The following is a 22,239-nucleotide window of genomic DNA, read 5'->3' as shown; positions in this document are numbered from 1 at the left end:
AGTTAGGAGGAATAAAATGGCCGCAACAATCAGAGACATCACGAAAATGACTGGGCTTTCACTTGCTACTGTTTCCAAATATTTAAATGGTGGAAATGTATTGCCAGAAAATCGTACCTTAATCGAACATGCAATCAAAGAATTAAATTATGAGGTAAATGAGGTTGCCAGAGGTTTGGCAAAGAATCGCACCAAAACAATTGGCGTACTGATTCATAATCTTGACAATATATTTGCTGGTACCATTATTGCTCATATTGAAGATATACTAAGACAGCATGATTATGGAACCATTGTCTGTGACTGCCGTGGGGATATAGATTTGGAGGAACAAGAAATCAAATTTCTTCTTAGCAAACGTGTGGATGGAATTATTACAATTCCAACTTCCGGCAATTCCAAATACTTAGATAGTGTTGTTAGTCGTGGCATTCCAATCGTTTTAATTGACCGTACCTTTGAGGATAAAAGATTTGACTGTGTCTTAGTTGACAATAGTGAAGCATCTTTTCAAGCAGTCACTACTTTAATACAAAAGGGGCATGAAAAAATAAGCATTGTCTGTGGTAATGACAATGAATATACCGCTAGAGAACGTCTTTTGGGCTATTATAAAGCACTTGAGAATAACAATATAAAGATTGATCTTGACTTTGTAAAGAGAGGCTCCTTAACTGTTGAGCACGGCTATGAGGCAACCAAAAGCTTAATGACTGTAACAAATAGACCTACTGCACTATATTTAACGAATTACGAAATTACATTAGGTGCTATCATTGCTATTAATGAGCTTGGACTTAGTTTTCCAGATGATGTATCCATTATTGGATTTGATAATCTAATGCTTAGTAAGGTTGTAAAACCAACACTTTGGATGGTCGTACAGCCAATGGAGGAAATAGCCACTTCTGCCGCACATATTATGCTTAAGCGTTTACAGGACACAAATCAGTCCTCTACTACCAATGACACTGTCACAGAGCGCGAAGCGGTTCGTGTTAGTTTAAATACAAGCCTATTAACAGGTAACTCCATTAAACAACTTTAAATGCTACATTTTTCCTTTCATAAATTTGCAGCACAATAAATTTTTCATGTTTTTAACTGGTTGATTCTTACCAGCTAATCAATAAATAACAGCAACAATTTGTTGTAGGACGATACCATTTATCTGCAACATATCTCATCAAAAAACTGCGTTTCTCGCAGGAGAAGGAGGTTATTATGCCATTTGTAACATCAGAACAAATGATTTTAGATGCACAAAAGGGAGGCTATGCAGTTGGAGCCTTTAATGTAGAAAACTTGGAGATGGTTATGGCTGTACTTGCTGCGGCAGAAGAGTTAAATGCACCAGTTATGATGCAGACAACTCCATCCACCGTAAAATATGCAGGACTTGACTTGTATTATGGAACGATATTAGCCGCTGCTAAGAATTCCAAAGTTCCAGTTGCTCTACATCTTGACCATGGAAGTAACTTTGAACTTGCCATGAAAGCTTTAAGGGTTGGTTATACTTCTATTATGATTGATGGTTCTCATCACTCCTTTGAAGAAAACATTGAAATGACCAAGAAAGTAGTAGATGCTTGTGCACCATCTCACATCCCAGTTGAAGCAGAGCTTGGGAAAGTTGGGGGAAAAGAAGATGATTTAGATGGTGGAATGGGAGGTTATACTGACCCATTAGAAGCAAAAGAATTTGTAGAAAGAACTGGAGTATCTTCTTTAGCGGTTGCGATTGGTACGGCTCATGGTTTTTATGAAGGTACACCAAAGCTTGATTTGGATCGCTTAAGTGAAATTAAGAAGGTGGTCAGTATTCCACTTGTGCTTCATGGCGCATCGGGTCTTTCAGACGAAGCAATTAAAGAAAGCATAAGGCGCGGAATCTGTAAAGTGAATTTTGCAACGGAACTTCGTGCTTCCTATACACAAGGTATAAAAAAGGTTCTAAGTGAAGATCCAAACACCATTGATCCTAAGAAATATGGCATGGCTGGAATGGAAAGCGTAAAACAATTAGTTATGGATCGTATGAAGGTATGTGGCTGCGACAATAAAGCAAAATAAGTTTTACTATTATTTTATGGAGGATTTACATGGAAAAGCTATTACTTGGTATCGATATAGGGACATCTGCTTGTAAGGTTGCTGTATTTGATAAAAAGGGAAATGTATTGGCACAATCAAGTCAAAGCTATAATCTATATTATCCAAATCCTGGATGGGTAGAGCAAAATCCAGATGAATGGTATGAAAGCATTTGTACCTCCATCAAAGATGCTTTGCAAAAAGGTAATATCAATCCTTCTAATATCGTTGGGATCGGCATTGATGGGCAAAGTTGGTCTGCTATCCCTGTTGACAAAGACGGTAATTGCTTACACAACACACCGATTTGGATGGATACAAGAGCAAGACATATTTCTACCAAAGTAACAAAAGAACTTGGCTTTGATACTATTTTTCAAATTGCAGGAAATGCATTTGAGCCTGCTTATACCACTCCTAAGATTTTGTGGTTTAAGGAAAATTTACCAGATATTTATGAAAAGACCTATAAGTTTTTACAAAGCAACAGTTATATTGCCCTAAAGCTAACCGGTACGTTCACACAGGATAAATCACAAGGCTATGGACTTCATTTCTTTGATGCAAAGACTTGTAGCTACAATGCCTCCTTAGCAAACGCCCTTGGTATCTCTCTGGATAAAGTCCCAGATATCTATGATTGCCATAGTGTAATTGGAAGTGTTACAAAAAAAGCCGCAAGTCAAACAGGTCTTATGGAAGGTACACCTGTCGTTGCTGGCGGACTGGATGCAGCATGTGGTACCTTAGGTGCAGGCGTGTATAAAGCAGGGCAAACACAAGAACAAGGTGGGCAAGCAGGAGGAATGAGTATCTGTTTAGAAGAGGCACTTGCTCATCCAAAACTGATTCTTAGCCCACATGTAATTCCAGACCTTTGGCTTTTGCAAGGTGGAAGTGTTGGCGGTGGCGGAGTCCTAAAATGGTTCAAGCAAGAATTTGCAAAAACATCCTCTTTTGATGAGTTGACCGAATTGGCATCGCAAGTACCTGCTGGCTCTGATGGTGTTATCTTTTTACCTTACATGGCTGGTGAACGCTCTCCTATCTGGGACCCGGATGCAAAGGGTGTTTATTATGGACTTGGATTTGATAAAACAAAAGGACATATGATACGTGCATCTATGGAGGGAGTTGCATACTCGTTAGAGCATAATCTACAAACAGCAAAGGAAGTTGGCGTAGAAATACAAGAGTTAATTGCCATGGGTGGTGCGGCAAACAGCTTGTTATGGACACAAATCAAATCCGATGTTACTGGTAAAGTAATTAAGGTACCTACCTCAGATACTGCCACTACTCTTGGTGCAGCCATTCTTGCAGGTGTGGGAGTTGGTATTTATGAAGGGTTTGAAGAGGCAGTAAAAGAGACCATTGTTATGACAAGAAGCCATACACCAAATATGGAAAATCACAAAGCCTATCAAGCTATGATGGAAATTTATTTAGAGTTGTATCAGAATTTAAAAGATACATTCAAGAAAGGAAAATAGTATGAAAGCTGGAGTTGTTCACGCAAGAGAAGATATTCGCTATGAAGAGATTAAAAAACCAGAGCCAAAAGCTGGTCAGGTATTAATTAAAGTAAAATATACTGGAATATGTGGCTCTGATATTCCAAGAGTCAATGGCGATGCATGTCACTTCTTTCCAAATGTATTAGGTCATGAATTCTCAGGTACCATAGAAGAAGTTGGCGAACATGTAACTAGTCTTCAGCCGGGAGACCGTGTTGCTGGAGTCCCTCTCGTACCATGTATGAAGTGTGAGGATTGCCAAAAAGGAAATTATTCATTATGCAAGCATTATAGTTTTATTGGTTCTAGAGAATATGGAAGTTTTGCAGAATACGTAGTTGTTCCTGAAAAAAATGCAGTTAAATTTGAAAAAGAAGTAAGCTTTGAACAAGGCGCATTTTTTGAACCAACCACAGTAGCTCTTCACGGCCTACAGCGTCTTGATTATCAGGGTGGGAAAACCGTTGCAATCTTAGGTGGTGGTACAATCGGACTTCTTACCATGCAATGGGCTAATATCTTTGGTGCAAAAAAATGTGTTGTTTTTGATATCGCTAATGAACGTCTTGATTTGGCAAAACGTCTTGGTGCAACAGACGTTATTAATACATTAGACGAAGATTATATAAAGCAAGCTATGGATATAACAGATGGCCAAGGTTTTGATTATGTTTATGAAACAGCTGGAAACACTGCCACCATGAAAATGGCATTTAAACTAGCTGCCAACAAAGCAGGTGTATGCTTTATCGGTACTCCAACCAAGGATCTTACCTTTTCTGTAGAAGAGTGGGAAAACATGAACCGTAAAGAGTTTACGCTAACTGGCTCTTGGATGTCATACTCTGCACCTTTCCCTGGTCCTGAATGGGAATTGGCTGCTTATTACTATAAGACGGGTCAATTAAAATTTGATGATTCGCTTATTTTTAAGAAAATACCTTTAAGTCAGATTGCAGATGCTTTTAAAATGTTTCAAACACCTGGCGCTGTTAAAGGAAAAATATTAATCGATAGTGAAAAATAATAAAAATAAAGGAGAAAAAATTATGGGAGAACATGTAATACCAACAGATGCAATTGATCCATCACTCGTACCTCAAAGAACACTTTATACTGGCGCAAAAATGCCAGGACTTGGTATTGGAACCTTTGGTTCAGACCGCTTTAGTGCACAAGATATCGCCGATGCAGTAGAAGACGCAATCAAATCTGGATATCGCTTAGTTGACTGCGCAGCTTGCTATGGCAACGAGGATTTAATTGGAATTGCTATTGAAAATGCAATGAAAGCTGGAGTAAAAAGAGAGGATTTATTTATTACTTCTAAACTATGGAATGACATGCATGGCAAGGGTGACGTTTTATACTCAGTTGCAAAAACATTAAAGGATTTAAGACTTGACTATCTTGATCTTTACTTTGTTCACTGGCCATTCCCTAACTATCATCCACCAGGATGTGATGCGGATACCAGAAATCCTTTATCCAGACCATATATTCATGAAGAATTCATGGAATGTTGGAGACAAATGGAAAGACTTGTTGAGATGGGACTTGTGAAACACATCGGTGTATCAAATGTGACCATTCCTAAATTAGAACTTATTCTAAGAGACTGTAAAATAAAACCTGCCGTAAATGAAATGGAACTTCATCCTTGCTTCCAACAGCCTGAACTATATGACTACTGTAAAAAGAATGGCATTGAAATCATTGGTTTTTGTCCAATTGGTTCTCCAACCAGACCAGATAGAGACAAAACACAAGATGACATTGCAGATATTGAAGTACCAGAAGTGGTAGAAATCGCAAAAGCTCATGGTGTGCATCCTGCTATTATCTGCTTAAAATGGGCAGTACAAAGAGGTCACTCCCCTATTCCTTTCTCCATTAAAAGAAATGAATATATGAGTAACTTAAGATGCAGCTTTGAAGATCCATTAACGGAAGAAGAGCTAAAGGTTTTAGCCACAGTTGATAAAAACTGTCGTTTAATCAAAGGTCAAGTATTTTTATGGGAGGGTGCTGGCTCTTGGGAAGATCTTTGGGACTTAAACGGTGAAATTCCGGGCTGGAATGGCTATAGCAAATAGGAAAACGATATGATTACAACAATTACCTTAAATACCGCCATAGATAAAGCGTACGTAGTAAAAGACTTTGCCAAAGATAGTGTAACACGCGTACAAACATGCACCAACACCGCCGGTGGAAAAGGCTTAAATGTCTCTAAAGTAATTAAACTTTGTGGAGAGGACATCATTGCCACTGGCTTCGTTGGAGGCCATGCAGGAGCCTACGTAGAAGATTTATTAAAGGAGCATGCCATTTTAACAGACTTTGTCCACACACAAAGTGAAACAAGAAGCTGTATTAATATTCTTGCAAGTGATGGCACTTCTACGGAATTTTTGGAGCCTGGCGCTCCTGTCACATCAGACGAAGTGAATCAATTGGTTCAAAAACTAAATGATTTAATTAATAAAAGTGATGTTATTACCATTTCAGGTAGTGTACCAAAAGGTGTTGAAAATACATTCTATGCCCATTTGGTTACCACAATCAAAGAAAAGGGAAAGCAAGTGATTTTGGATACCAGTGGCGAACTGTTAAAGAATGGAATCAAAGCCTGCCCAACTTTAATTAAACCAAACAGCGAGGAATTAGAAGCATTGCTTGGTATCTCAATTCACAATCAAGAAGAAGTAATTGAGGCAGCCAAAAAGCTACACGAAACAGGAATTGAGTATGTTGTTGTATCTTTAGGTGGTGACGGTGCACTCTTAATATGTAAAGAAGGTGTATTTCATGGAAAACCACCTAAGATTACCCCAGTCAATACCGTAGGCTGTGGCGATTCCATGGTCGGTGCTTTTGCTGTTTCTCTTGCAAGAAAGCTTCCAATTGAAGAAGCACTTCGTTACAGTGTAGCCGTTTCCGCCGCAAATGCACTAACTATGGCTACAGGAAGCTTTGAGCTAAATGACATGAGAAAATTACTGCCTGATGTTATAGTCAATCGCTTATCTTAGTCTGTAATAAGTTCTAGGAGATTGCAATGCAATCTCCTAGAACTTATTTGCTTTTTTCTGATTCCATGTATTAAGCCCATGCTTTATTGTTAAAATCGGATGATACATCAAAAGTCTTGGACCTGAATATCGCATAATCATTCGTATCTTCTCTCTCATAACTGGTTTATAACAATGTGTTTTACATGTACTACAAAAAGTTTTGTCTTTCATATGAGGACATCGATTAATCTGTCCTTTGGCATATGTAAGTATTTCATTACATTCCTTACATAATCCTTTTTTTGTATGCTTATGTTGCTGGCAATAAATCTCTATCATTTTTTCGACCACAGAAATCTCTTGCTCTACTTTTTCATTTATTTTCATCGTGTTTCCTCCTATATCCACTTTGCTGTGCCTGACCGTTCTTTTTCTTGCCAATGCATTGTATAAGAACCACGATTTATTACGCTTTATATTCTTTTTATAGTACGATTTCATTCATAGCAATCACCCTGTCTGCGATTCCCATCGTGGATTTTCTGTGTGACACTAAAACAACTGTCTTATCTGCTTTTTCTTTTGCAAGCGCTTCTAAGATAACCGCCTCATTTAAGCTATCTAAGTTACTCGTTGGTTCATCTAAAAACAAAATATCTGCATTATGTAAAAATGCTCTTGCAATCCCAATACGCTGTCTTTCTCCACCAGATAGGGACTCCCCAAGCTCACTTAATCTTGTTTGGTAACCCTTTGGTAGCTTCATAATAAAGTCATGTATGGATGCCTTTTTACACGCAAGAATAATTTCTTTTAGACTGGCGTCTTCTTTTGCAACCCTTATATTATTTTCTATGGTATCTTGAAATAAGTGCGTTTCTTGTGTGACATAAGAGATGTGGTTTCTTAGCTCACTCGTATTAATGGTGTTTACATCCAAGTCCTGATATGTAAGCTTTCCTTCATCCGCTTCAAAAAAACGCATAAATAATTTTAGAAGTGTTGACTTTCCACAACCACTCGGTCCTATTATTCCAGTGATTTTACCTTTTTCAAACGTTTCTGAATAATGATTTAATACCTTCTCTTTACAATTGGTTGGATAAGCAAACACGACATCTTTTGCTTTTAAAGTTCCATTTTTAAAAGAGACTCCATCTTTTATGTCTTTTACCAAGGGTTCTTCATCTAGTAAGTTTAATACTCGGTTACCACAAGCCAATGTCTGATGCAGATTATTGGAGAGACTTCCAAGTGCTGCTGTTGGTCCAAAGGAACTCATCATGGCTACGGTTGCTAGTAATGCCTGTGAAAAGGATAGTTTCCCTTCCATAACAAGAAAACATGATATGGTCAGCATGACTGCACCGCCAAGCATAATAATGGTATTGGTAATGGCTCCTTGCGTGCTTTCAAGCTTTTTTAATACTTTTTGTGTGCGATTTAGCTCTTTTGTTTGAAGTTCCATTTTATCTTTTCTTGACTGCGCCTGATTGTATTGTAGGATTTCTCCAATCCCCCGCAGATTATCAAGAACAATTGTATTGAGCACCCCCATACATTTTCGATATGTACTTCCCTTTTCTTCTCCCATTTTTCCATTTATGACTGGAATGATACCCCCAACCAGCACATAAAAGATAAGAGCGATTAATCCAAGCAACCAACTTCCTTGCCCAATATAGCAAACCATAATTACGCTGGTAAGTACTGCAATTGCAATCGGTGAAATAGTATGTGCATAAAACACCTCTAATAACTCTACGTCCGAAGTAATTAAGGAAATTAAATTCCCCTTTTCTTTTCCCTCTAACTTAGCTGGCGTAATTCTTCTTAATGCCGCAAAAATCATATCTCTGATTCTAGCCAATAATTTAAAAGCAATATAATGATTACATGCTTGTTCCGCATATTTTAAAAATGCACGTACAACAGAAAGAAGAGCCATAATGATACATACCTCTTTGAATGTCAGCGTAAACCAAGTTCCGAAAAAGGCTGCATTCCCACTAATTGTTGCAACGGCTTTTATAACACCGTATGCACCAAAAACAGTAATAAAGGTAGCGCATAAATTACCTATAGTACCCATGGTAAGAGCAAGTATCATATATCCCATCAATGGTTTTATCATACCGATTAATCCAAGCATGACTCCAAACCCAGAGCGTTGTTTTTGTGTACTTTTCATCTAAAATGCCACCTTTCTGTTGTTAGACATTGTGCTATCTTTTGAATACAGCGCATATCCTTCCAGCTTTTTTTGACTTTCATACAGTCTTTTATATTTACCGTCCTTTATTTGCAATAACTCTTCGTGTGTTCCATTTTCTACTATACTTTTGTTTTCCATCATAAAGATTTCATCTGCATCGCAAATATTTGCTAATCGATGGGATATTAAAATAACCGTTTTTTCCTTTGCCATTTGTTTCACATTCTTCATAATCAGCTCTTCACTTTCAACATCAATGTTTGATGTTGCCTCATCAAATATATAAATATCACTATCATGAAGAATTGCCCTTGCAAGTGCTAATCTTTGCTTTTGTCCGCCTGATAGGTTCTGCGCATTTTCCGTTAACTGCATATCAAGACCTCCATTTTCATAGATAAAGTCATACAGCTTAACCTTTTTTAAAGCCTCATCCATCTTAGCGTCACTGGCATTTGGATTCCCCATTTGCAAGTTGCTTTTTACCGTACCTGCAAATAAGTAACTATTGTGATTAATCCTTGTGATTTTTTTGTACCTCACTATTTTGCTTACCTCATGCAATGGATGTCCACCAAGTAAAATCTCTCCCTCGTAATCGGTTTGTTCACCCATAAGAAGGGAAGCAATCGTACTCTTTCCACAACCAGATTCTCCTGCAAATGCAACCAGTTTATTTGGACAAACTTTAAAGTTTATATTATGTAACACCTTACGCTCTTTTGCTTGCGGATACGAAAAATTGATATGCTCAAAAGAAATTGTATCCATCTTAATTTCTTCCTTGCCTCCTTCTTCTTGCTCTGGCAAATCAAGAATTCGAAAAATTTTATCTGCTGCTGCATTACCATTCATGGAAATGTGGAAAAAGGACCCAAGCAATCGCATAGGAAGAAAGAATTCAGCTGATATGAGTACTATGAAAATTCCTTGTGTGAAATTAACACTACCTGCTTTCATTGCCAGTAAACCTAGGATAATTCCTACAACAGCTCCGCCATATGCAACCAAATCCATTATGGTAATAGAATTTAATTGCATTACCAGTACCCGCATTGTCATTTTTCGAAAATGCTCGGATTCCTCGTGCATCTTTTTTGCATAGTATTCATCTGCCTGATAGATTTTCATGGTTGTTAGCCCTTGAATATATTCCAAAAAATTATCACCAAGCTCTGTATAAGAACCCCAGTATTTGGACAATAGTCTTTTTGCAAATTTTTGAACACCCATAATTGCTCCTGGTATGAGTGGAACACAGATAAGTAACGCCGCTGCTACTGAAGTGTTAATGGTTCCTACAATAAAAAACAGGGTAATCGGTGCTAAAAAAGCATAGAAAAACTGTGGCATATACCTTCCAAAATAGATTTCAAGTTGTTCTACCCCTTCTGTTGATAGCTGTACCACTTCAGAAGTAGAGTAGTTCTCATAATATCCTGGGCCAAGACGAATCATTTTATCGTATAATCTTATACGAAGCTTATCCTTTGTATTCACAGATGCTTGATAGGAAAACCTTCCATTTAGCTTTGTCATAATCAAGCGAACAATGATTACACCAAACGTAATGAGTATATATGTTTTTATCTCATCCATCGTTATACTTTCGATACGAAGCATGTTTAATAATTTTGCACTATAAAGCACGAATATGACATTAGCAAGGAGCATAATCCATTGAGTTGCCACAATTAAGGCTACATACTTCATATTTTCTTTAAATTCTTTTATTAATCTTTTATGAAACATAAATTTTCCCTTCTATCGAACAGTCATGACTACTTTTCGACCATTCATATTTTCAACTTTTAATCGTACTCCATATATTTGTTCAATACATTCCGTAGTAATTACCTCTTTGGGATTTCCTTGTATCAGTACTTTTCCATCCTTTAATCCAAGTATTTCATCGCTATAATAGACTGCATGGTTCATATCATGTAAAACCATGATTATGGTAATTTTATAATCACTATTTAATTTTTGTATCATTTCTAGCAATTCGATTTGATATCGGATATCCAGATATGTCGTTGGTTCGTCTAAAAACAAAATATCTGTTTTTTGTGCTAATGCCATTGCAATCCACACACGCTGACGTTGACCTCCTGATAGACTTAACACCTCACGGTTACGCAAGTTTTTCGTATTTGTAACCTCAAGCGCCCAGTCAATTATTTCTTTATCCTTTGTACTAAGGGAGGCAAACATACCTTGATGAGGACTTCTACCATAAGAAACCAAGCGATTCACCGTAATATCTGCTGCTGCCTCATTATTTTGATGAACAATGGCTACGCGTTTTGCAAAATCTTTCTGCTTCATTCCTCTGATATTTTTTTCTTCTAGATATATTTTACCTTTACTTGGTTCTAAGTTTTTTGTCATTAGGTGAAACAAGGTCGATTTCCCACAACCATTTGCACCAATTAAAGTGGTGATTTTACCTTTTGAAAATGAGAGGTTGACCTCATCTAATATTACTTTTCTTGCCTTATTTTTTTTCTTATCCTCATACGAGAATGTTACATTTTCTACACAAAGAATTTTATGACCTTCTTCTTTTATTTTAGTTATTTGATCATCCACCATATTTGTTTTGCCTCCTTAGTAATAGGATAAAAAATGGACCTCCAATTACTGCCATAATAATTGATGCATTGATTTCATAAGGTGCGGCTATGGCTCTTCCTACGGTATCTGCAATCAAATAGATGGTTGCACCAAGAAGCATGGAATACGGTAGCAAAAGCTTATGATTATGCCCCATTAAAATTCTTGCAATGTGGGGTACAATGAGTCCAAGAAAGCTAACGACACCAACAACTGCCGTTGCAATTGAGGCAAGTAATACAGCGGTCATTGATATTATCATTCTATCCCTATCTACATTTACACCAATTCCCCTTGCAGTTTTATCATCCAAGGAAAGTAGATTACATTTTCCTGACAAAAATATGGATAGAATCAAGCATATAGGTATGTAATAAAGTGCCGTACGAACATCTTCCCAGGTTTTCATGGTTATGCTTCCCTCAACGATGGAGGCGACACTTGATTGATTTCCTCCACTCATTAAGTTAATGGCGTTTGATAACCCAGAAAACATAGTGCTAACGGCGATACCAACTAATATGATACGTAAGGGGCTTATCCCCCCTTTCCATGCCAATGTATATACAATTAAAAATGCTACCAGTCCTCCTGCAAACGCAAACAAAGGAAGATACGCAAATAGGACTGGGAAAAATGCGGTGACGAGTACTGCTGCAAAGCTAGCACCTCCAGAAATACCAATGATTCCTGGATCCGTTAACGGATTTTTTAACACTGCCTGAAATAATGTACCCGATACTGCCAAAGCAGCTCCTAAGAGGATTGAAATAATAATGCGTGGAAAACGAAGGTCATAAATGGTTGCTACCTTTTCACTGTATTGTACAAACAGACCCTCTATTAATTCTTTTGGTCCTATCGATAAGCTTCCTGTATTAACTGCCCATAATATCACCAGCAAAAACACCAAACCTGTTAGAACAAATGCAGTGATTGCTTTGACAACTTTCTTTTTAAGTAAACTCTTTTCTTCTTTCTCTGTCTTTTGGCTCAAAACTCTCATCTCCTAATCTTTTAAAGCCTCGGTTCCATCTAAGCCCTTTTGTTCTCCATAGAAGATTTTATCAAGATTTTCTAATGCCTCTTTGTATTGCAGGTTCGCACTCATTGGAAAAAGCTTGTAATTTAAATCATATACCTTAGCGTTTTTTACTGCTTTAAAATGCTTCCATATCGCATTGGTTGAAAACTCCTCTCCAAACATCTCCATAACGGAATCTGGCATGGCATGAGCTGTTCTTAGTATAATATCAGGATCTTTGTCTAACATATCCTCGGTATTTACATTAATAAAATCTTTTGTTTCATCTGAATAAACATTTTTACCACCTGCTAACTCAACCAAACTTCCAACATAAGAATTTGGTGTGGCAACCACATATGCACCTGGCAATCCCATCAAAATTAATACGCTCGGTGCCTCTTTCTCCTCTTGATTACTGCTATATTGATCATAAAATGTCTCAAACTGTTTCACCAGCTTATTCGCCTGTTCTTCTTTATCAAATAACTGTCCCAACTGCTGAATGGATTTATACATACCAGTTACACTGGAGAGATTCAAAAAAGCATATTTGGTATCGATTGCATTGTATTTGGGTTGTAAATCAGAAATTAGGCTGACTGGAGATAAAATCCAATCTGGCTTAAGAAATGATACGATTTCCATATCAGGAGACATTGCCATTCCAACAACCGTTGCACCATGATAAGCCTCTGGTAAATCAAAAGAATCAGAATGAGGAATACCTGCAAGAGGAATTTCAAGTGCTGCACAAATATCGGCAGTAGCTGGTGAGGTAGCAATGATAACTGGACTTGTTTTCTCTTTATTTACTAACTTTCCAATTTGTTTCTCTTCGCTTTCCTTTGTTACGTTGCTTTCTTTTGTTACGTTATCTTCAGAAGCTTGTAGGTTTACTACTGCTTCACTGTTATGCGCCTCTTTTGCTGTTTTCGAATAATCAACACATCCTGTAAGATTTAGTATGATAATGCAAAGAAGCGCAGTAAATCTTGTTTTCTTACTATATTGCATCTTTTTAATCATCATCAATCACGCTCTCTTTTTCGCTGTATCATTATAATAAGTGACAATAGGATAGCAAGTACTGTCGCTGGCACAGTAAGAATGATAATACATTGAAATACCAATACCCAAGGCAGGGGTTTGACCATATCTAAAACAACCTTTTCTTCACTTTCTAAGTCCTTGCTTGTCTTATCTTTTACTAATAGACTATCATCAGAAAGTACGAGCCCCTCTGCTTCTTCTATCAACTGTGCTGCCGTTTTCTTTTTAATTTCAGGCGTTTGACTAAAACTTGTATTGGCTTTTGTTGTGATAGAAACGTCTTTTTTAGCGTTTTGGCTAGAAGTTGTATTTGCTGGTAAATTATTGCTTGGTATTACCGTCTGCGTCTGTTTACTTTCTAATGTTGTATCTTGTTCTTCTTGTGTTGTATCTACTGTGGAAGTACCAGTATTTTCAATACTAACTATAAAGTCCAAACTTCCTTCTTCAAAATTTGTAAAGATAACAAAGTACGAAATGTCTCTTCCCATTGGAGTAACATAAAATTCTACTTTTATTACTACGCTTTCACTTGGTATTGCAAATCTAAAATCAGATGTATAATCGCCCCCGACATTTTCCTGCATAACCGTGCTAGATACTAAGTTCCATCCATCTCCTCCCCATTCTTGTGTTGAGAATCTGACATTTGAAATACTATCCATCATTGAAAGGCGAAGAGTTGCATACATACTACCTGAATCAGTTTGCTCAACCAATGCTTTTGAACTCGTAATATTTTCTGTCATGGGCTGGCCAATTGCTTCATTGTTGCCTGAATCTGCTACTTCACCTGTAACTGGATGTACATAATGGGCCTGCGTTGTTGCTATGTATGTCTTTCCTGTTTCGGCTGCATATACCGTTGTAGCTGTTAGAACTTCCTTACAAAGACAAACAGTGAAAGTAGCTATCAGCATGCTTGACAGAATATACAAAAACGAATTGGTCTTTCTTTTTCTAGTCATTTTATTTCCTCCTTAACAAGCTATGAACCAAAATAAATCCGACTACAATCAGCGTAATAAGGATAGATCCAAAAATAGAAGCTCCAAGCATAATAATTGTTATCAGGTGATTCATCTGAATGGGATTATCGTTTTGTACTATCTGTACAACAATTGGCTGTTGAGATTGATCTTTTGTTGTACCTAAATTATCGATTACTTTTGCAACACCACTGCTTGCTCCTGCTAAAGCTGTTTTTTTTGAGCCTAGGGTTGGCGTTGTTGATTTTTTTTTTGTCGGTAATATTGCTGATTTTTTTATGGTTGGCAATGTTGTTTTTTTCACTGTACTTGTATCTGCAAGGGTAAATGTACTAAAACTATTTGTCTCAAATACTGCATATCCATTTTCAATTGTTGATGTTAATTTTGTTTTAGACGAATCATTTATACGATAAACTGCTGTGGTACTCGTATTATAATCATCAGGTATTGGGATATAAACCGTTACCATACCACTTGGTTCTATCACCTTACTGCTTGAATTATAAAGTGTAATATCGTAAGCCGTAAAAAGGGTTGCAACACTTTCAAGATGTGTTTGTACTGTCTGATAATTTGTTCCACTTGTAATTTTTAATACCTTTACGCTGACACCTTCTGGCAAGACATTGGCTTGTGCCGTCACTCTTACCTTCGTCTTTTTGTCTGTTAAATCCACCGCGGGTGTCCCTTCTGTTACAACAACTGGCTCTGTATCTTCAATCACTGTAGAATCATCGTTAACCTTTACCAAAGTATCCCAGCTAATCTTTAGTCTTGCATCTAACACTCTTCCTACAATCTCAACCTTCGGGTCAATTCTTACATTCACGTATTCTTCTTTAGAGGGCAAGATAAAAGAAAAAACACTTGGCATTGCTACTCCATCCAAACTGTTGTTTTTTGCCTTTATTGTTGCATAAGCATAAGTTCCATCCGTTTGTTCCACCTCAAATGTCTGTAAACATGCAGTTATGGTTCCAAGATTCATTGGCTTGGTGGAAAACTCCATTGTGTATACATTGTTTTTCACTGTTAGCAAGGCAAGAGGATTCATTGCTGCATTTCCCATACTTTTCGTATCATTTGTGAAATGCCAAAGATTGATATTTACATTATACTTTCCATCTGGCAAATTATTTTTATCAAGAACCTCTGTTGATTTTTTAATCAGTGCATCCATTGCCCCTTGCAATGCCGTTACCTGCGCATCAATGATTAGCTGTGTAGCTAAGGCATTATCATAGGCACTTTGTGCGGTAGTGATTGCTGCTTGTAATGTAAAAAGACTTGCCTGGGTGTATACATCTGTCTGGATAAGCAATGCGTTTGCCTCATCAATCTTTGCTTTTAATACGGTCGTATCAAGCGTTGTTGTATTATCATCATCATCGTCGTCTTTTGATTTATCGCTTGTCTCAAAGGTCTCCCATTCTTGTAATTGCTCACTTGTCATGGGCTTTGCACGTAAAAAGTCAAGCTTGATTCTACAAATTTGTTCCCCGAATCCAAGACTCCCCATAACAGGTACATATACCTGTGCCCAAATATACTCCGTTCCCAGTGTTACAGGAACTGAAACTACTTTGGGATATGGCTTACCTGCACTTACATTGTCTGTGGAATTAGGTCCATTATACTCATCTATTAGGGAATATGTACTGATTAACGTGCTATTTAAAAGCTCATAACGAATGGGATAACTCTTTTCATTGAAAGTGATATCTTGAAGCAAGTTAAGCTGCATTAAATATCCTGACATCCCATATATTGACATTTCTTTTAAATGAACGTTTAAGGTTGCCTGACCTTCTTTTACAATTAACTTTCCAGTCTGATAAAGTGCTTCGTTTCCTGCACTGGCTACATCATTTGTAGCATGCCACAAGCTGATTGGAATACTATAATTTCCATCTTCTAATATAGCACTGGCTTTTACCTTAGAATGGCTTGTCTGATCATTATCTGACCATCCTCCCTCTAGTATGAAAGTAGCTAAACACACACTTAAAAAAAAGAGGAACGACTTAGTTACAACATCTTTTTTTTTTGCTCTAACTGTCATTTTACTACCTGCTGGTTTTCTTAAAAGAAAAAAATAAACATGAGCAAGCCAACCGATAACAATAATTACTTTTGCATAGATGATTGGAGAAAAAACAAATCCGATTGCAAAAAATATACTTACTGTAGCAAGTGCTTTTATTCTAATGCGCATCGGCAATACTTTTTTACTCGTGTAAGTTTCAACATATCTTTTATAAAGCCAAGTTCCCATAAACCATTTATGAAAACGATTCGAACCTTTTGCAAATAAAATAAGTGACAGCAAAAGAAATGGTGTTGTAGGAAGTATCGGCAATACAATTCCAATTACTCCAATTACCATAAACACAAATGCTAAAACAACATAAATACTATTTATTATTTTTTTCATAAACGATTCACCCTAAATGATTAGTATTTTTAATATTACAGATATCATTTACCAAAACGATAAGTTGCATAATGCCATTTCTTACCGTTTTGATAAATGTATTTATTACTATACTACTTTACTTTTACTTTAAATGTTTTTGATACACCGTTACAAGTTACTGTAATTTTAGCAGTTCCCTTCTTAACCCCTTTTACGACTCCTTTTGAGGATACCGTTGCAATGGATTCCTTATTTGATTTATAAGTAATGCTACCCTTTGGTGACGCCGTTGCATTGATTTTTACAGTCTTTCCTACCTTTATAGTCGCACTTGTTTTCTTTAATGTTAAAGTTTGTTTTTTCACAGTTACCTTAAATGTTTTTGATACGCCGTTGCATTTTACTGTTATGGTCGCCGTTCCTGCTTTTATTCCTTTTACAACTCCTTTTGAGCTTACAGTTGCAACCTTTTTATTGTTTGACTTATAGGTAATGTTTCCTGTTGGGGATGCTGTTGCTTTAATTGCAATTGTTTTGCCTGCCGTCACTGTTGCACTTGACTTTTTCAGTTTTAGTGTCTGTTTTTTTACCGTTACTTTAAAAGTCTTTGATATTCCATTGGCAGTTACTGTAATCTTTGCACTACCTTTTTTAACCCCGCGTACAACACCTTTTTCGTTTACAGTCGCAACTTTTTTGTTACTTGTTTTATAAGTAATTTTACTTGACGGATCTGAATTTGCTTCAATTGTAAATTTCCCTCCTACCGCTACAACACCACTTGTTTTTGCAAGGGTTAGGGATGGAGCTTTTACTGTCACCTGTGCATTTGCAGATACACCATTTGCAAAAGCTGTAATGGTTACAGTGCCTTCTGATACTGCAGTTACAACTCCTCTATTATCTACTTTTGCAATCGCTTTATTGCTAGAGGTCCATGTAACGTTTTGGTTGTCTCCTACTACTGTTGCTACAAATGTTACGGTTGTTGTACCACTTTTCGTATATATCGTAGCCTCAGTTTGATTTAAGCTTATACTAGATTTTTGTAATGCATCAATTGCATTTTTTAATTCCAAAACCTTTGTATCTACTTCATTTTGTGTTGCATTTTCATTGTTATATATAATCTGTGCTGCTTCAATGGCGTTTTTTAAATTTGTAAAACTTGCGGTTAGATACATTCCATTTGCATTATTAATTGCTTTTGCGCTTGCAAGCATATCTTTTAACGCACTCTTATTTACTGTTAAAACTATATTTTTAACTAGATTATTTTTTGCCGTTGATAGTGCTAAAACTTGTGCATCGATTTCAGCTTGTGTCGACTCTTCCTTATTTTTTACAGCTTCTGCCGCTTTAATAGCTGCACTTAGATTTTCTTTGCTTGCACTGGTATAGATATTATTGGCATCTTCTAATATGGATTTTGCTGAAGTAATTGCATGGTTCAACGCATCTTTATCTACCACTGTAACTACTATGCTTACTTTTTTTCCTGATACAAGACTTGTAGCACTTATCGTAGAAGTCCCTGCTCTCACTCCAGTTACCGTTACACTGTTACTGTCACTTGATTTGATATTTAACTCTGAGCCAGTTGTTGCAAAGGTTGCCGTTGTATTATTAAGCAAGTCTACCTTGAATACTTTATCTACTCCTTTTACAACGGTATATGATTGTTCCACAAATGAAATATCCGATGCACCTTCATAGTCAATTGCTATAAATGCATATGGTTTAATTGGCATACCCTGACCAGATACTCTTACATATATTCCATCTTGATTCTTAACTGCGCTTGGAATAGCAAAGCTTGCATATCCATTACTATCTACTGCAATTGCATTGCTTGTATCTTCTGCTTGAGGAGCTTTTGTTGTTTCGTATACCTCTAGCGTTTGAATTGAAGCGGATATACTTCCAAAGCTGATTGGTACCCACTTTGTTGTTAATGTAGCGCTACCGTCTTCCTCTACCTCAAGGGTTCCAACTAATTCTAATGCTTTTGCTGCTGAGGACGCCATGGATATGTTATTCGCATTTTTCAATTCTACATTAACGAAATAGCTTCCTTTAGAAAACTCTGTTGCCTTACTTCCAAATCCACTCATTGATGCTTGTGTTACTGTTACAATACATGTTTTTGACAAACCATTTGCTGTCGCTGTAATGGTTGCTGTCCCCTCTGCCACCGCATGTACTGTACCATCCTCTTCCACTGTTGCTACTGTTTCATCAGAGGAGGAAAAGGTTGCTGCTTCATCGATTGCGTTATCTGGTATAGATGCTGTTATGGATGAAGACTCCCCTACCTTTAATGAAAGAGATTCCTGATCAAGTCAAAGGGTTACCGCATTCGCATTTGCATAATCGATTTTAATGAAAGCCTCTGGATTCATTCCCATATCTACTTCCATTTTAATATACACACCATTTTTAGTCTTCATATCATTTGGTATTGTAAGTGTTATCTTCTCTGGCTTTAATTCCTCAGAATAGCTTACCTTCCTGTATGTATCTACAGTTGCTTCTACCAATCCATCTATTGCATCTTGACTGCTTATATCTTCTGTTTGAAAAACTCCTATCTTTGTGACACTGCCCACCAAACCAGCCATAGACAAGCTTTTCCACTTTGTTTGTAAGGTGACAGTACCATCCTCTGATACTATGATAAGACCAATTGATTCTAGTGTGGAAGACGCCATGGATGGATTGCTTATGTTACTTGCATTCATCATCGCAACTGGCACTAAATAGGTTCCTGCTTCTAACTGCGTTTGCACACTTTCAAGGGAATTAGGCACTACTTCTTCCAAAGCGCTAGCTTCATTTTCTATCAACGCATTTTCTTCTTCTGTAATCACCTCAATATTTTTAGTTGTGTCCTCTTCTTCCTCCACAACTAAATCCTTACTATCTACTGTGTCATTCACCTGACTTGCATATGCTATTTCTGACGAGGTGCTGGTTGCTACAATGGCTACTGCAAGTGCACATGTGGCAACTTGCTTCATCTTTTTTAGAACAAACTGGTTCTTTTTCATTTATAGTTCTCCTTCCTTAACTCTATCTATTTTTTGTTAGTTTTGACTAACCACTACCTTAAAAAAAAACAGCTTCTAACTGCGTTATTTTTAAGTGTTGTCCTCGCTATTGCGAAAAACATCTTTATTTTATCAAATATATTTTTTCTGTCAAACAAGCTTGTTGCACTCATGCAACATTTATATAGGTTTAATATGATTCAACACTCTTGCTTTTCTTTGAAAATTCTTTGCTTTCTTCATTTTTACTAAATTTATATTTTTTCTTAACGAAATTATTTCTCAACTTAGCAATATATGTTTAGAACGGCTTTACTTTCTGGCATATTAAGGGCGCCTACGGAACAAGACATAATAAGTTCGGCTTTCCCTTGTAAAATATTATCCTCTTTCACATACAGAAAGTGAAATGCTTCAAGGGGTATGTATGCACAATTATCCTTTATTTTTACCTGATGTATTACACCATTCTTTTCGTATTTCATCCCATCAAGTCTTCCACGCAAAAACTGGTTGGCAAATCTTGATTGTCTTTCTACTAAAGTTAATCTTAAGAGCAGATAGTTTCCATTCGTAGATATGATCATTGTACCTGGGTGGCGAAAGCCCTCGTTTGCCATAGATACTTGTTCGTGCTTGTTTTTATCAATCTTTAGAAAAAGAAAGGAAGCCGTATAATTACCAACTCTTAAATATTCATTTACTTTAGAACCTGGAAAGGATTTCTTTTTTTCTTTTTGAAGCCTCTTCTTTCTACTATCATAAAATCGATCAATACTTCTAGCAAGCAAATCAACGGTCTCCCAATCACAAGAACAAAGTATTGTGATTGCACTATTTTTTGCCTTTTCAAAAGGCATTCCTTTGTTGGTAAGAGCCTTCAAAATGCTATCTCTTCTCTCAATGCAAACCTCTATATAATGCATCCCTCTTTGAGTAAATTGAAAATTTGAGGTTAAAAAATCTTGCTCAACATAGTCTGCTAGTGCTCGACACACGGTAGAGCGGTTGACTCCAAACTCCTTTGCAACTTTTGTCGCCGATGGACGTCCTTCCTTAATCTCAGCAAGGGCCAGCATATATTTTAAACCCTCGGTATTTAATTTTTTCTCAGTTTCCAACACGCCAGATTACACCTCCAAAATACGCTTTTTATCCGTGGTTATATTCCTGTTGAAAATATATCATAAACTTTCATTTTTCACATGATAAGTTTTCTCAATATAGTTTCCAATTTAACTATTTTTTCTAATATTATTTTGATGTATGAAATTCTAATGCAGATACATATATTATAGAGATAATGAAATAAATGCTTGGGAGGCATCATGGGATATTACATCACGGTTGGTAATGGGATTAACTATTTTGTGGAGGATCTTAACCCAACTGGAAACAAAACTATACTTTTTCTACATGGATGGCCAGCAAACCATAAACTTTTTGAGTATCAATTTGACACCCTTCCTAGATTTGGTTACCGTTGTATTGGTATTGACACTAGAGGCTTTGGTAATTCAGATAAACCATTTGAAGGATATGATTACGATACCCTTGCAGATGATGTAAAGGGCATAGTAGATAAAATGAATTTAAACAATTTTACATTGCTTGGGCACTCTACAGGTGGTGCCATTGCTTGCCGCTATATGGGTAGATATGCAGGCTATGGAGTATCAAAGCTTGTACTTTGTGCTGCGGCTGCTCCAAGTTTAATTAAACGGGCTGATTTTCCTTATGGCTCTGATCGCGAAACCGTAGATCAATTGATTGAAGCAACCTATCAAGATCGCCCACAAATGCTACAAAACTTTGGTAATATGTTTTTCTTTCAACATCTTACACAACCGTTTTCAGATTGGTTCTTTCAACTTGGTCTGCAAGCGGCTGGCTGGGCAACGGCTGCTGTTGCAAATACTTGGATTAAAGAAGTTTTATTTAGTGATTTGGAGGCAATTAATGTTCCAACTTTAATTATTCATGGTATTCATGATAAAATTGTTCCCTTTCCATTGGGTGAGATTCAAAACAAAATGATTCGAAATTCAATTTTAATACCTTTTGAATTTAGTGGTCATGGAGCTTTCTATGATCAGAAGGATTTATTTAATGATATCTTAATGAACTTTGTTGAAAATAATCCATAGTCAAGACCACCGGCTTAGCCGGTGGCTTGCTCTGCCCCTATAAGGGGCTTTTCCCTGCTTGCGCCCGGAGGCACCTGATGGTTTTGCCAACCGCA

18 protein-coding genes and 1 pseudogene are annotated in these 22,239 nt (G+C 36.9%); 7 read left to right on the top strand and 12 right to left on the bottom strand.

Going from position 1 to position 22,239, the window contains the following annotated elements; translation table 11 throughout:
* The first annotated feature begins 16 nt into the window (after nucleotides 1–16).
* From F7O84_RS15645 to pfkB, 6 genes are all read left to right on the top strand, one after another.
* Complete coding sequence (locus F7O84_RS15645) at nucleotides 17–1,048, top strand: LacI family DNA-binding transcriptional regulator (RefSeq protein ID WP_151147381.1); 1,032 nt, start codon at nucleotides 17–19, stop codon at nucleotides 1,046–1,048.
* 176 nt (nucleotides 1,049–1,224) lie between these two features.
* Nucleotides 1,225–2,076: a class II fructose-bisphosphate aldolase gene (locus F7O84_RS15640; protein WP_151147378.1), complete on the top strand. Its 852-nt coding sequence runs from the start codon at nucleotides 1,225–1,227 to the stop codon at nucleotides 2,074–2,076.
* A gap of 29 nt (nucleotides 2,077–2,105) precedes the next feature.
* Nucleotides 2,106–3,590, top strand: a complete 1,485-nt coding sequence (locus F7O84_RS15635) for a xylulokinase (RefSeq protein ID WP_151147376.1) — start codon at nucleotides 2,106–2,108, stop codon at nucleotides 3,588–3,590.
* Nucleotide 3,591: 1 nt separating this feature from the next.
* A complete protein-coding gene (locus F7O84_RS15630; protein ID WP_151147374.1) occupies nucleotides 3,592–4,641 on the top strand; it encodes a galactitol-1-phosphate 5-dehydrogenase in 1,050 nt (349 codons plus the stop codon).
* Between the two features lie 22 nt (nucleotides 4,642–4,663).
* Entirely contained in the window at nucleotides 4,664–5,710 is a 1,047-nt protein-coding gene (locus F7O84_RS15625) for an aldo/keto reductase family protein (protein WP_192451791.1), read from the top strand.
* Between the two features lie 9 nt (nucleotides 5,711–5,719).
* Nucleotides 5,720–6,649 (top strand): 1-phosphofructokinase, encoded by a 930-nt coding sequence (gene pfkB / locus F7O84_RS15620; protein ID WP_151147371.1) that lies wholly within the window; start codon nucleotides 5,720–5,722, stop codon nucleotides 6,647–6,649.
* Between the two features lie 36 nt (nucleotides 6,650–6,685).
* Here the strand turns inward: pfkB and F7O84_RS15615 are convergent, their stop codons facing one another.
* The 12 genes and pseudogenes from F7O84_RS15615 to F7O84_RS15565 form a co-directional block, all read right to left on the bottom strand.
* Nucleotides 6,686–7,018 carry a nitrous oxide-stimulated promoter family protein gene (locus tag F7O84_RS15615; protein WP_151147368.1) on the bottom strand — a complete coding sequence of 111 codons (333 nt, stop codon included), beginning with the start codon at nucleotides 7,016–7,018 and terminating at the stop codon, nucleotides 6,686–6,688.
* A 97-nt stretch (nucleotides 7,019–7,115) separates the two neighbouring features.
* Nucleotides 7,116–8,822, bottom strand: coding sequence for an amino acid ABC transporter ATP-binding/permease protein (locus F7O84_RS15610; RefSeq protein ID WP_151147365.1), 1,707 nt, complete (start codon nucleotides 8,820–8,822; stop codon nucleotides 7,116–7,118).
* Entirely contained in the window at nucleotides 8,823–10,598 is a 1,776-nt protein-coding gene (locus F7O84_RS15605) for an ABC transporter ATP-binding protein/permease (protein ID WP_151147362.1), read from the bottom strand.
* Between the two features lie 12 nt (nucleotides 10,599–10,610).
* Nucleotides 10,611–11,441 (bottom strand): ABC transporter ATP-binding protein, encoded by an 831-nt coding sequence (locus tag F7O84_RS15600; protein ID WP_151147359.1) that lies wholly within the window; start codon nucleotides 11,439–11,441, stop codon nucleotides 10,611–10,613.
* Nucleotides 11,431–12,459 carry a FecCD family ABC transporter permease gene (locus F7O84_RS15595; protein WP_243140917.1) on the bottom strand — a complete coding sequence of 343 codons (1,029 nt, stop codon included), beginning with the start codon at nucleotides 12,457–12,459 and terminating at the stop codon, nucleotides 11,431–11,433. The genes F7O84_RS15600 and F7O84_RS15595 overlap by 11 nt, the downstream gene beginning before the upstream one ends.
* A 12-nt stretch (nucleotides 12,460–12,471) precedes the next feature.
* Nucleotides 12,472–13,518, bottom strand: a complete 1,047-nt coding sequence (gene isdE, locus F7O84_RS15590; RefSeq protein WP_151147353.1) for a heme ABC transporter substrate-binding protein IsdE — start codon at nucleotides 13,516–13,518, stop codon at nucleotides 12,472–12,474.
* On the bottom strand, nucleotides 13,518–14,507 hold the full coding sequence (locus tag F7O84_RS15585) for a heme-binding Shp domain-containing protein (RefSeq protein WP_151147350.1): 990 nt from the start codon (nucleotides 14,505–14,507) through the stop codon (nucleotides 13,518–13,520). Before F7O84_RS15585 ends, isdE begins: the two co-directional genes overlap by 1 nt.
* A gap of 1 nt (nucleotide 14,508) precedes the next feature.
* A complete protein-coding gene (locus F7O84_RS15580) occupies nucleotides 14,509–16,965 on the bottom strand; it encodes a DUF454 family protein (protein WP_151147348.1) in 2,457 nt (818 codons plus the stop codon).
* A 113-nt stretch (nucleotides 16,966–17,078) separates the two neighbouring features.
* The gene (locus F7O84_RS15575; RefSeq protein WP_279238015.1) at nucleotides 17,079–18,698 is read right to left on the bottom strand and encodes an Ig-like domain-containing protein; all 1,620 of its coding nucleotides are present in this window, start codon (nucleotides 18,696–18,698) and stop codon (nucleotides 17,079–17,081) included.
* A 402-nt stretch (nucleotides 18,699–19,100) separates the two neighbouring features.
* Nucleotides 19,101–19,274 (bottom strand): annotated as a pseudogene (locus F7O84_RS19400) (Ig-like domain-containing protein); the annotation flags it as partial.
* Between the two features lie 15 nt (nucleotides 19,275–19,289).
* The gene (locus tag F7O84_RS15570; RefSeq protein ID WP_151147344.1) at nucleotides 19,290–19,997 is read right to left on the bottom strand and encodes a hypothetical protein; all 708 of its coding nucleotides are present in this window, start codon (nucleotides 19,995–19,997) and stop codon (nucleotides 19,290–19,292) included.
* A gap of 287 nt (nucleotides 19,998–20,284) precedes the next feature.
* Nucleotides 20,285–21,121, bottom strand: coding sequence for a hypothetical protein (locus F7O84_RS15565; RefSeq protein ID WP_151147342.1), 837 nt, complete (start codon nucleotides 21,119–21,121; stop codon nucleotides 20,285–20,287).
* Between the two features lie 204 nt (nucleotides 21,122–21,325).
* On the opposite strand from F7O84_RS15565, the gene F7O84_RS15560 reads away from it, so the two are divergent.
* Nucleotides 21,326–22,144, top strand: coding sequence for an alpha/beta fold hydrolase (locus F7O84_RS15560; RefSeq protein ID WP_151147340.1), 819 nt, complete (start codon nucleotides 21,326–21,328; stop codon nucleotides 22,142–22,144).
* Nucleotides 22,145–22,239 lie beyond the last annotated feature (95 nt).

This window comes from Candidatus Galacturonatibacter soehngenii, assembly GCF_008830185.1.
Classification (GTDB): Bacteria; Bacillota; Clostridia; order Lachnospirales; family Lachnospiraceae; genus Lachnotalea; species Lachnotalea soehngenii.
Note: the sequence above shows the minus strand (reverse complement) of the source record. Positions and strands in the feature narration are given on the sequence as shown.

Excerpts from the sequence above, each read along its gene's own strand:
- F7O84_RS15645 (WP_151147381.1), top strand. The coding sequence starts at position 17 with ATGGCCGCAACAATCAGAGACATCACGAAAATGACTGGGCTTTCACTT.
- F7O84_RS15640 (WP_151147378.1), top strand. The coding sequence starts at position 1,225 with ATGCCATTTGTAACATCAGAACAAATGATTTTAGATGCACAAAAGGGA.
- F7O84_RS15635 (WP_151147376.1), top strand. The coding sequence starts at position 2,106 with ATGGAAAAGCTATTACTTGGTATCGATATAGGGACATCTGCTTGTAAG.
- F7O84_RS15630 (WP_151147374.1), top strand. The coding sequence starts at position 3,592 with ATGAAAGCTGGAGTTGTTCACGCAAGAGAAGATATTCGCTATGAAGAG.
- F7O84_RS15625 (WP_192451791.1), top strand. The coding sequence starts at position 4,664 with ATGGGAGAACATGTAATACCAACAGATGCAATTGATCCATCACTCGTA.
- pfkB (WP_151147371.1), top strand. The coding sequence starts at position 5,720 with ATGATTACAACAATTACCTTAAATACCGCCATAGATAAAGCGTACGTA.
- F7O84_RS15615 (WP_151147368.1), bottom strand. The coding sequence starts at position 7,018 with ATGAAAATAAATGAAAAAGTAGAGCAAGAGATTTCTGTGGTCGAAAAA.
- F7O84_RS15610 (WP_151147365.1), bottom strand. The coding sequence starts at position 8,822 with ATGAAAAGTACACAAAAACAACGCTCTGGGTTTGGAGTCATGCTTGGA.
- F7O84_RS15605 (WP_151147362.1), bottom strand. The coding sequence starts at position 10,598 with ATGTTTCATAAAAGATTAATAAAAGAATTTAAAGAAAATATGAAGTAT.
- F7O84_RS15600 (WP_151147359.1), bottom strand. The coding sequence starts at position 11,441 with ATGGTGGATGATCAAATAACTAAAATAAAAGAAGAAGGTCATAAAATT.
- isdE (WP_151147353.1), bottom strand. The coding sequence starts at position 13,518 with ATGATGATTAAAAAGATGCAATATAGTAAGAAAACAAGATTTACTGCG.
- F7O84_RS15585 (WP_151147350.1), bottom strand. The coding sequence starts at position 14,507 with ATGACTAGAAAAAGAAAGACCAATTCGTTTTTGTATATTCTGTCAAGC.
- F7O84_RS15580 (WP_151147348.1), bottom strand. The coding sequence starts at position 16,965 with ATGAAAAAAATAATAAATAGTATTTATGTTGTTTTAGCATTTGTGTTT.
- F7O84_RS15575 (WP_279238015.1), bottom strand. The coding sequence starts at position 18,698 with ATGCCAATTAAACCATATGCATTTATAGCAATTGACTATGAAGGTGCA.
- F7O84_RS15570 (WP_151147344.1), bottom strand. The coding sequence starts at position 19,997 with ATGAAAAAGAACCAGTTTGTTCTAAAAAAGATGAAGCAAGTTGCCACA.
- F7O84_RS15560 (WP_151147340.1), top strand. The coding sequence starts at position 21,326 with ATGGGATATTACATCACGGTTGGTAATGGGATTAACTATTTTGTGGAG.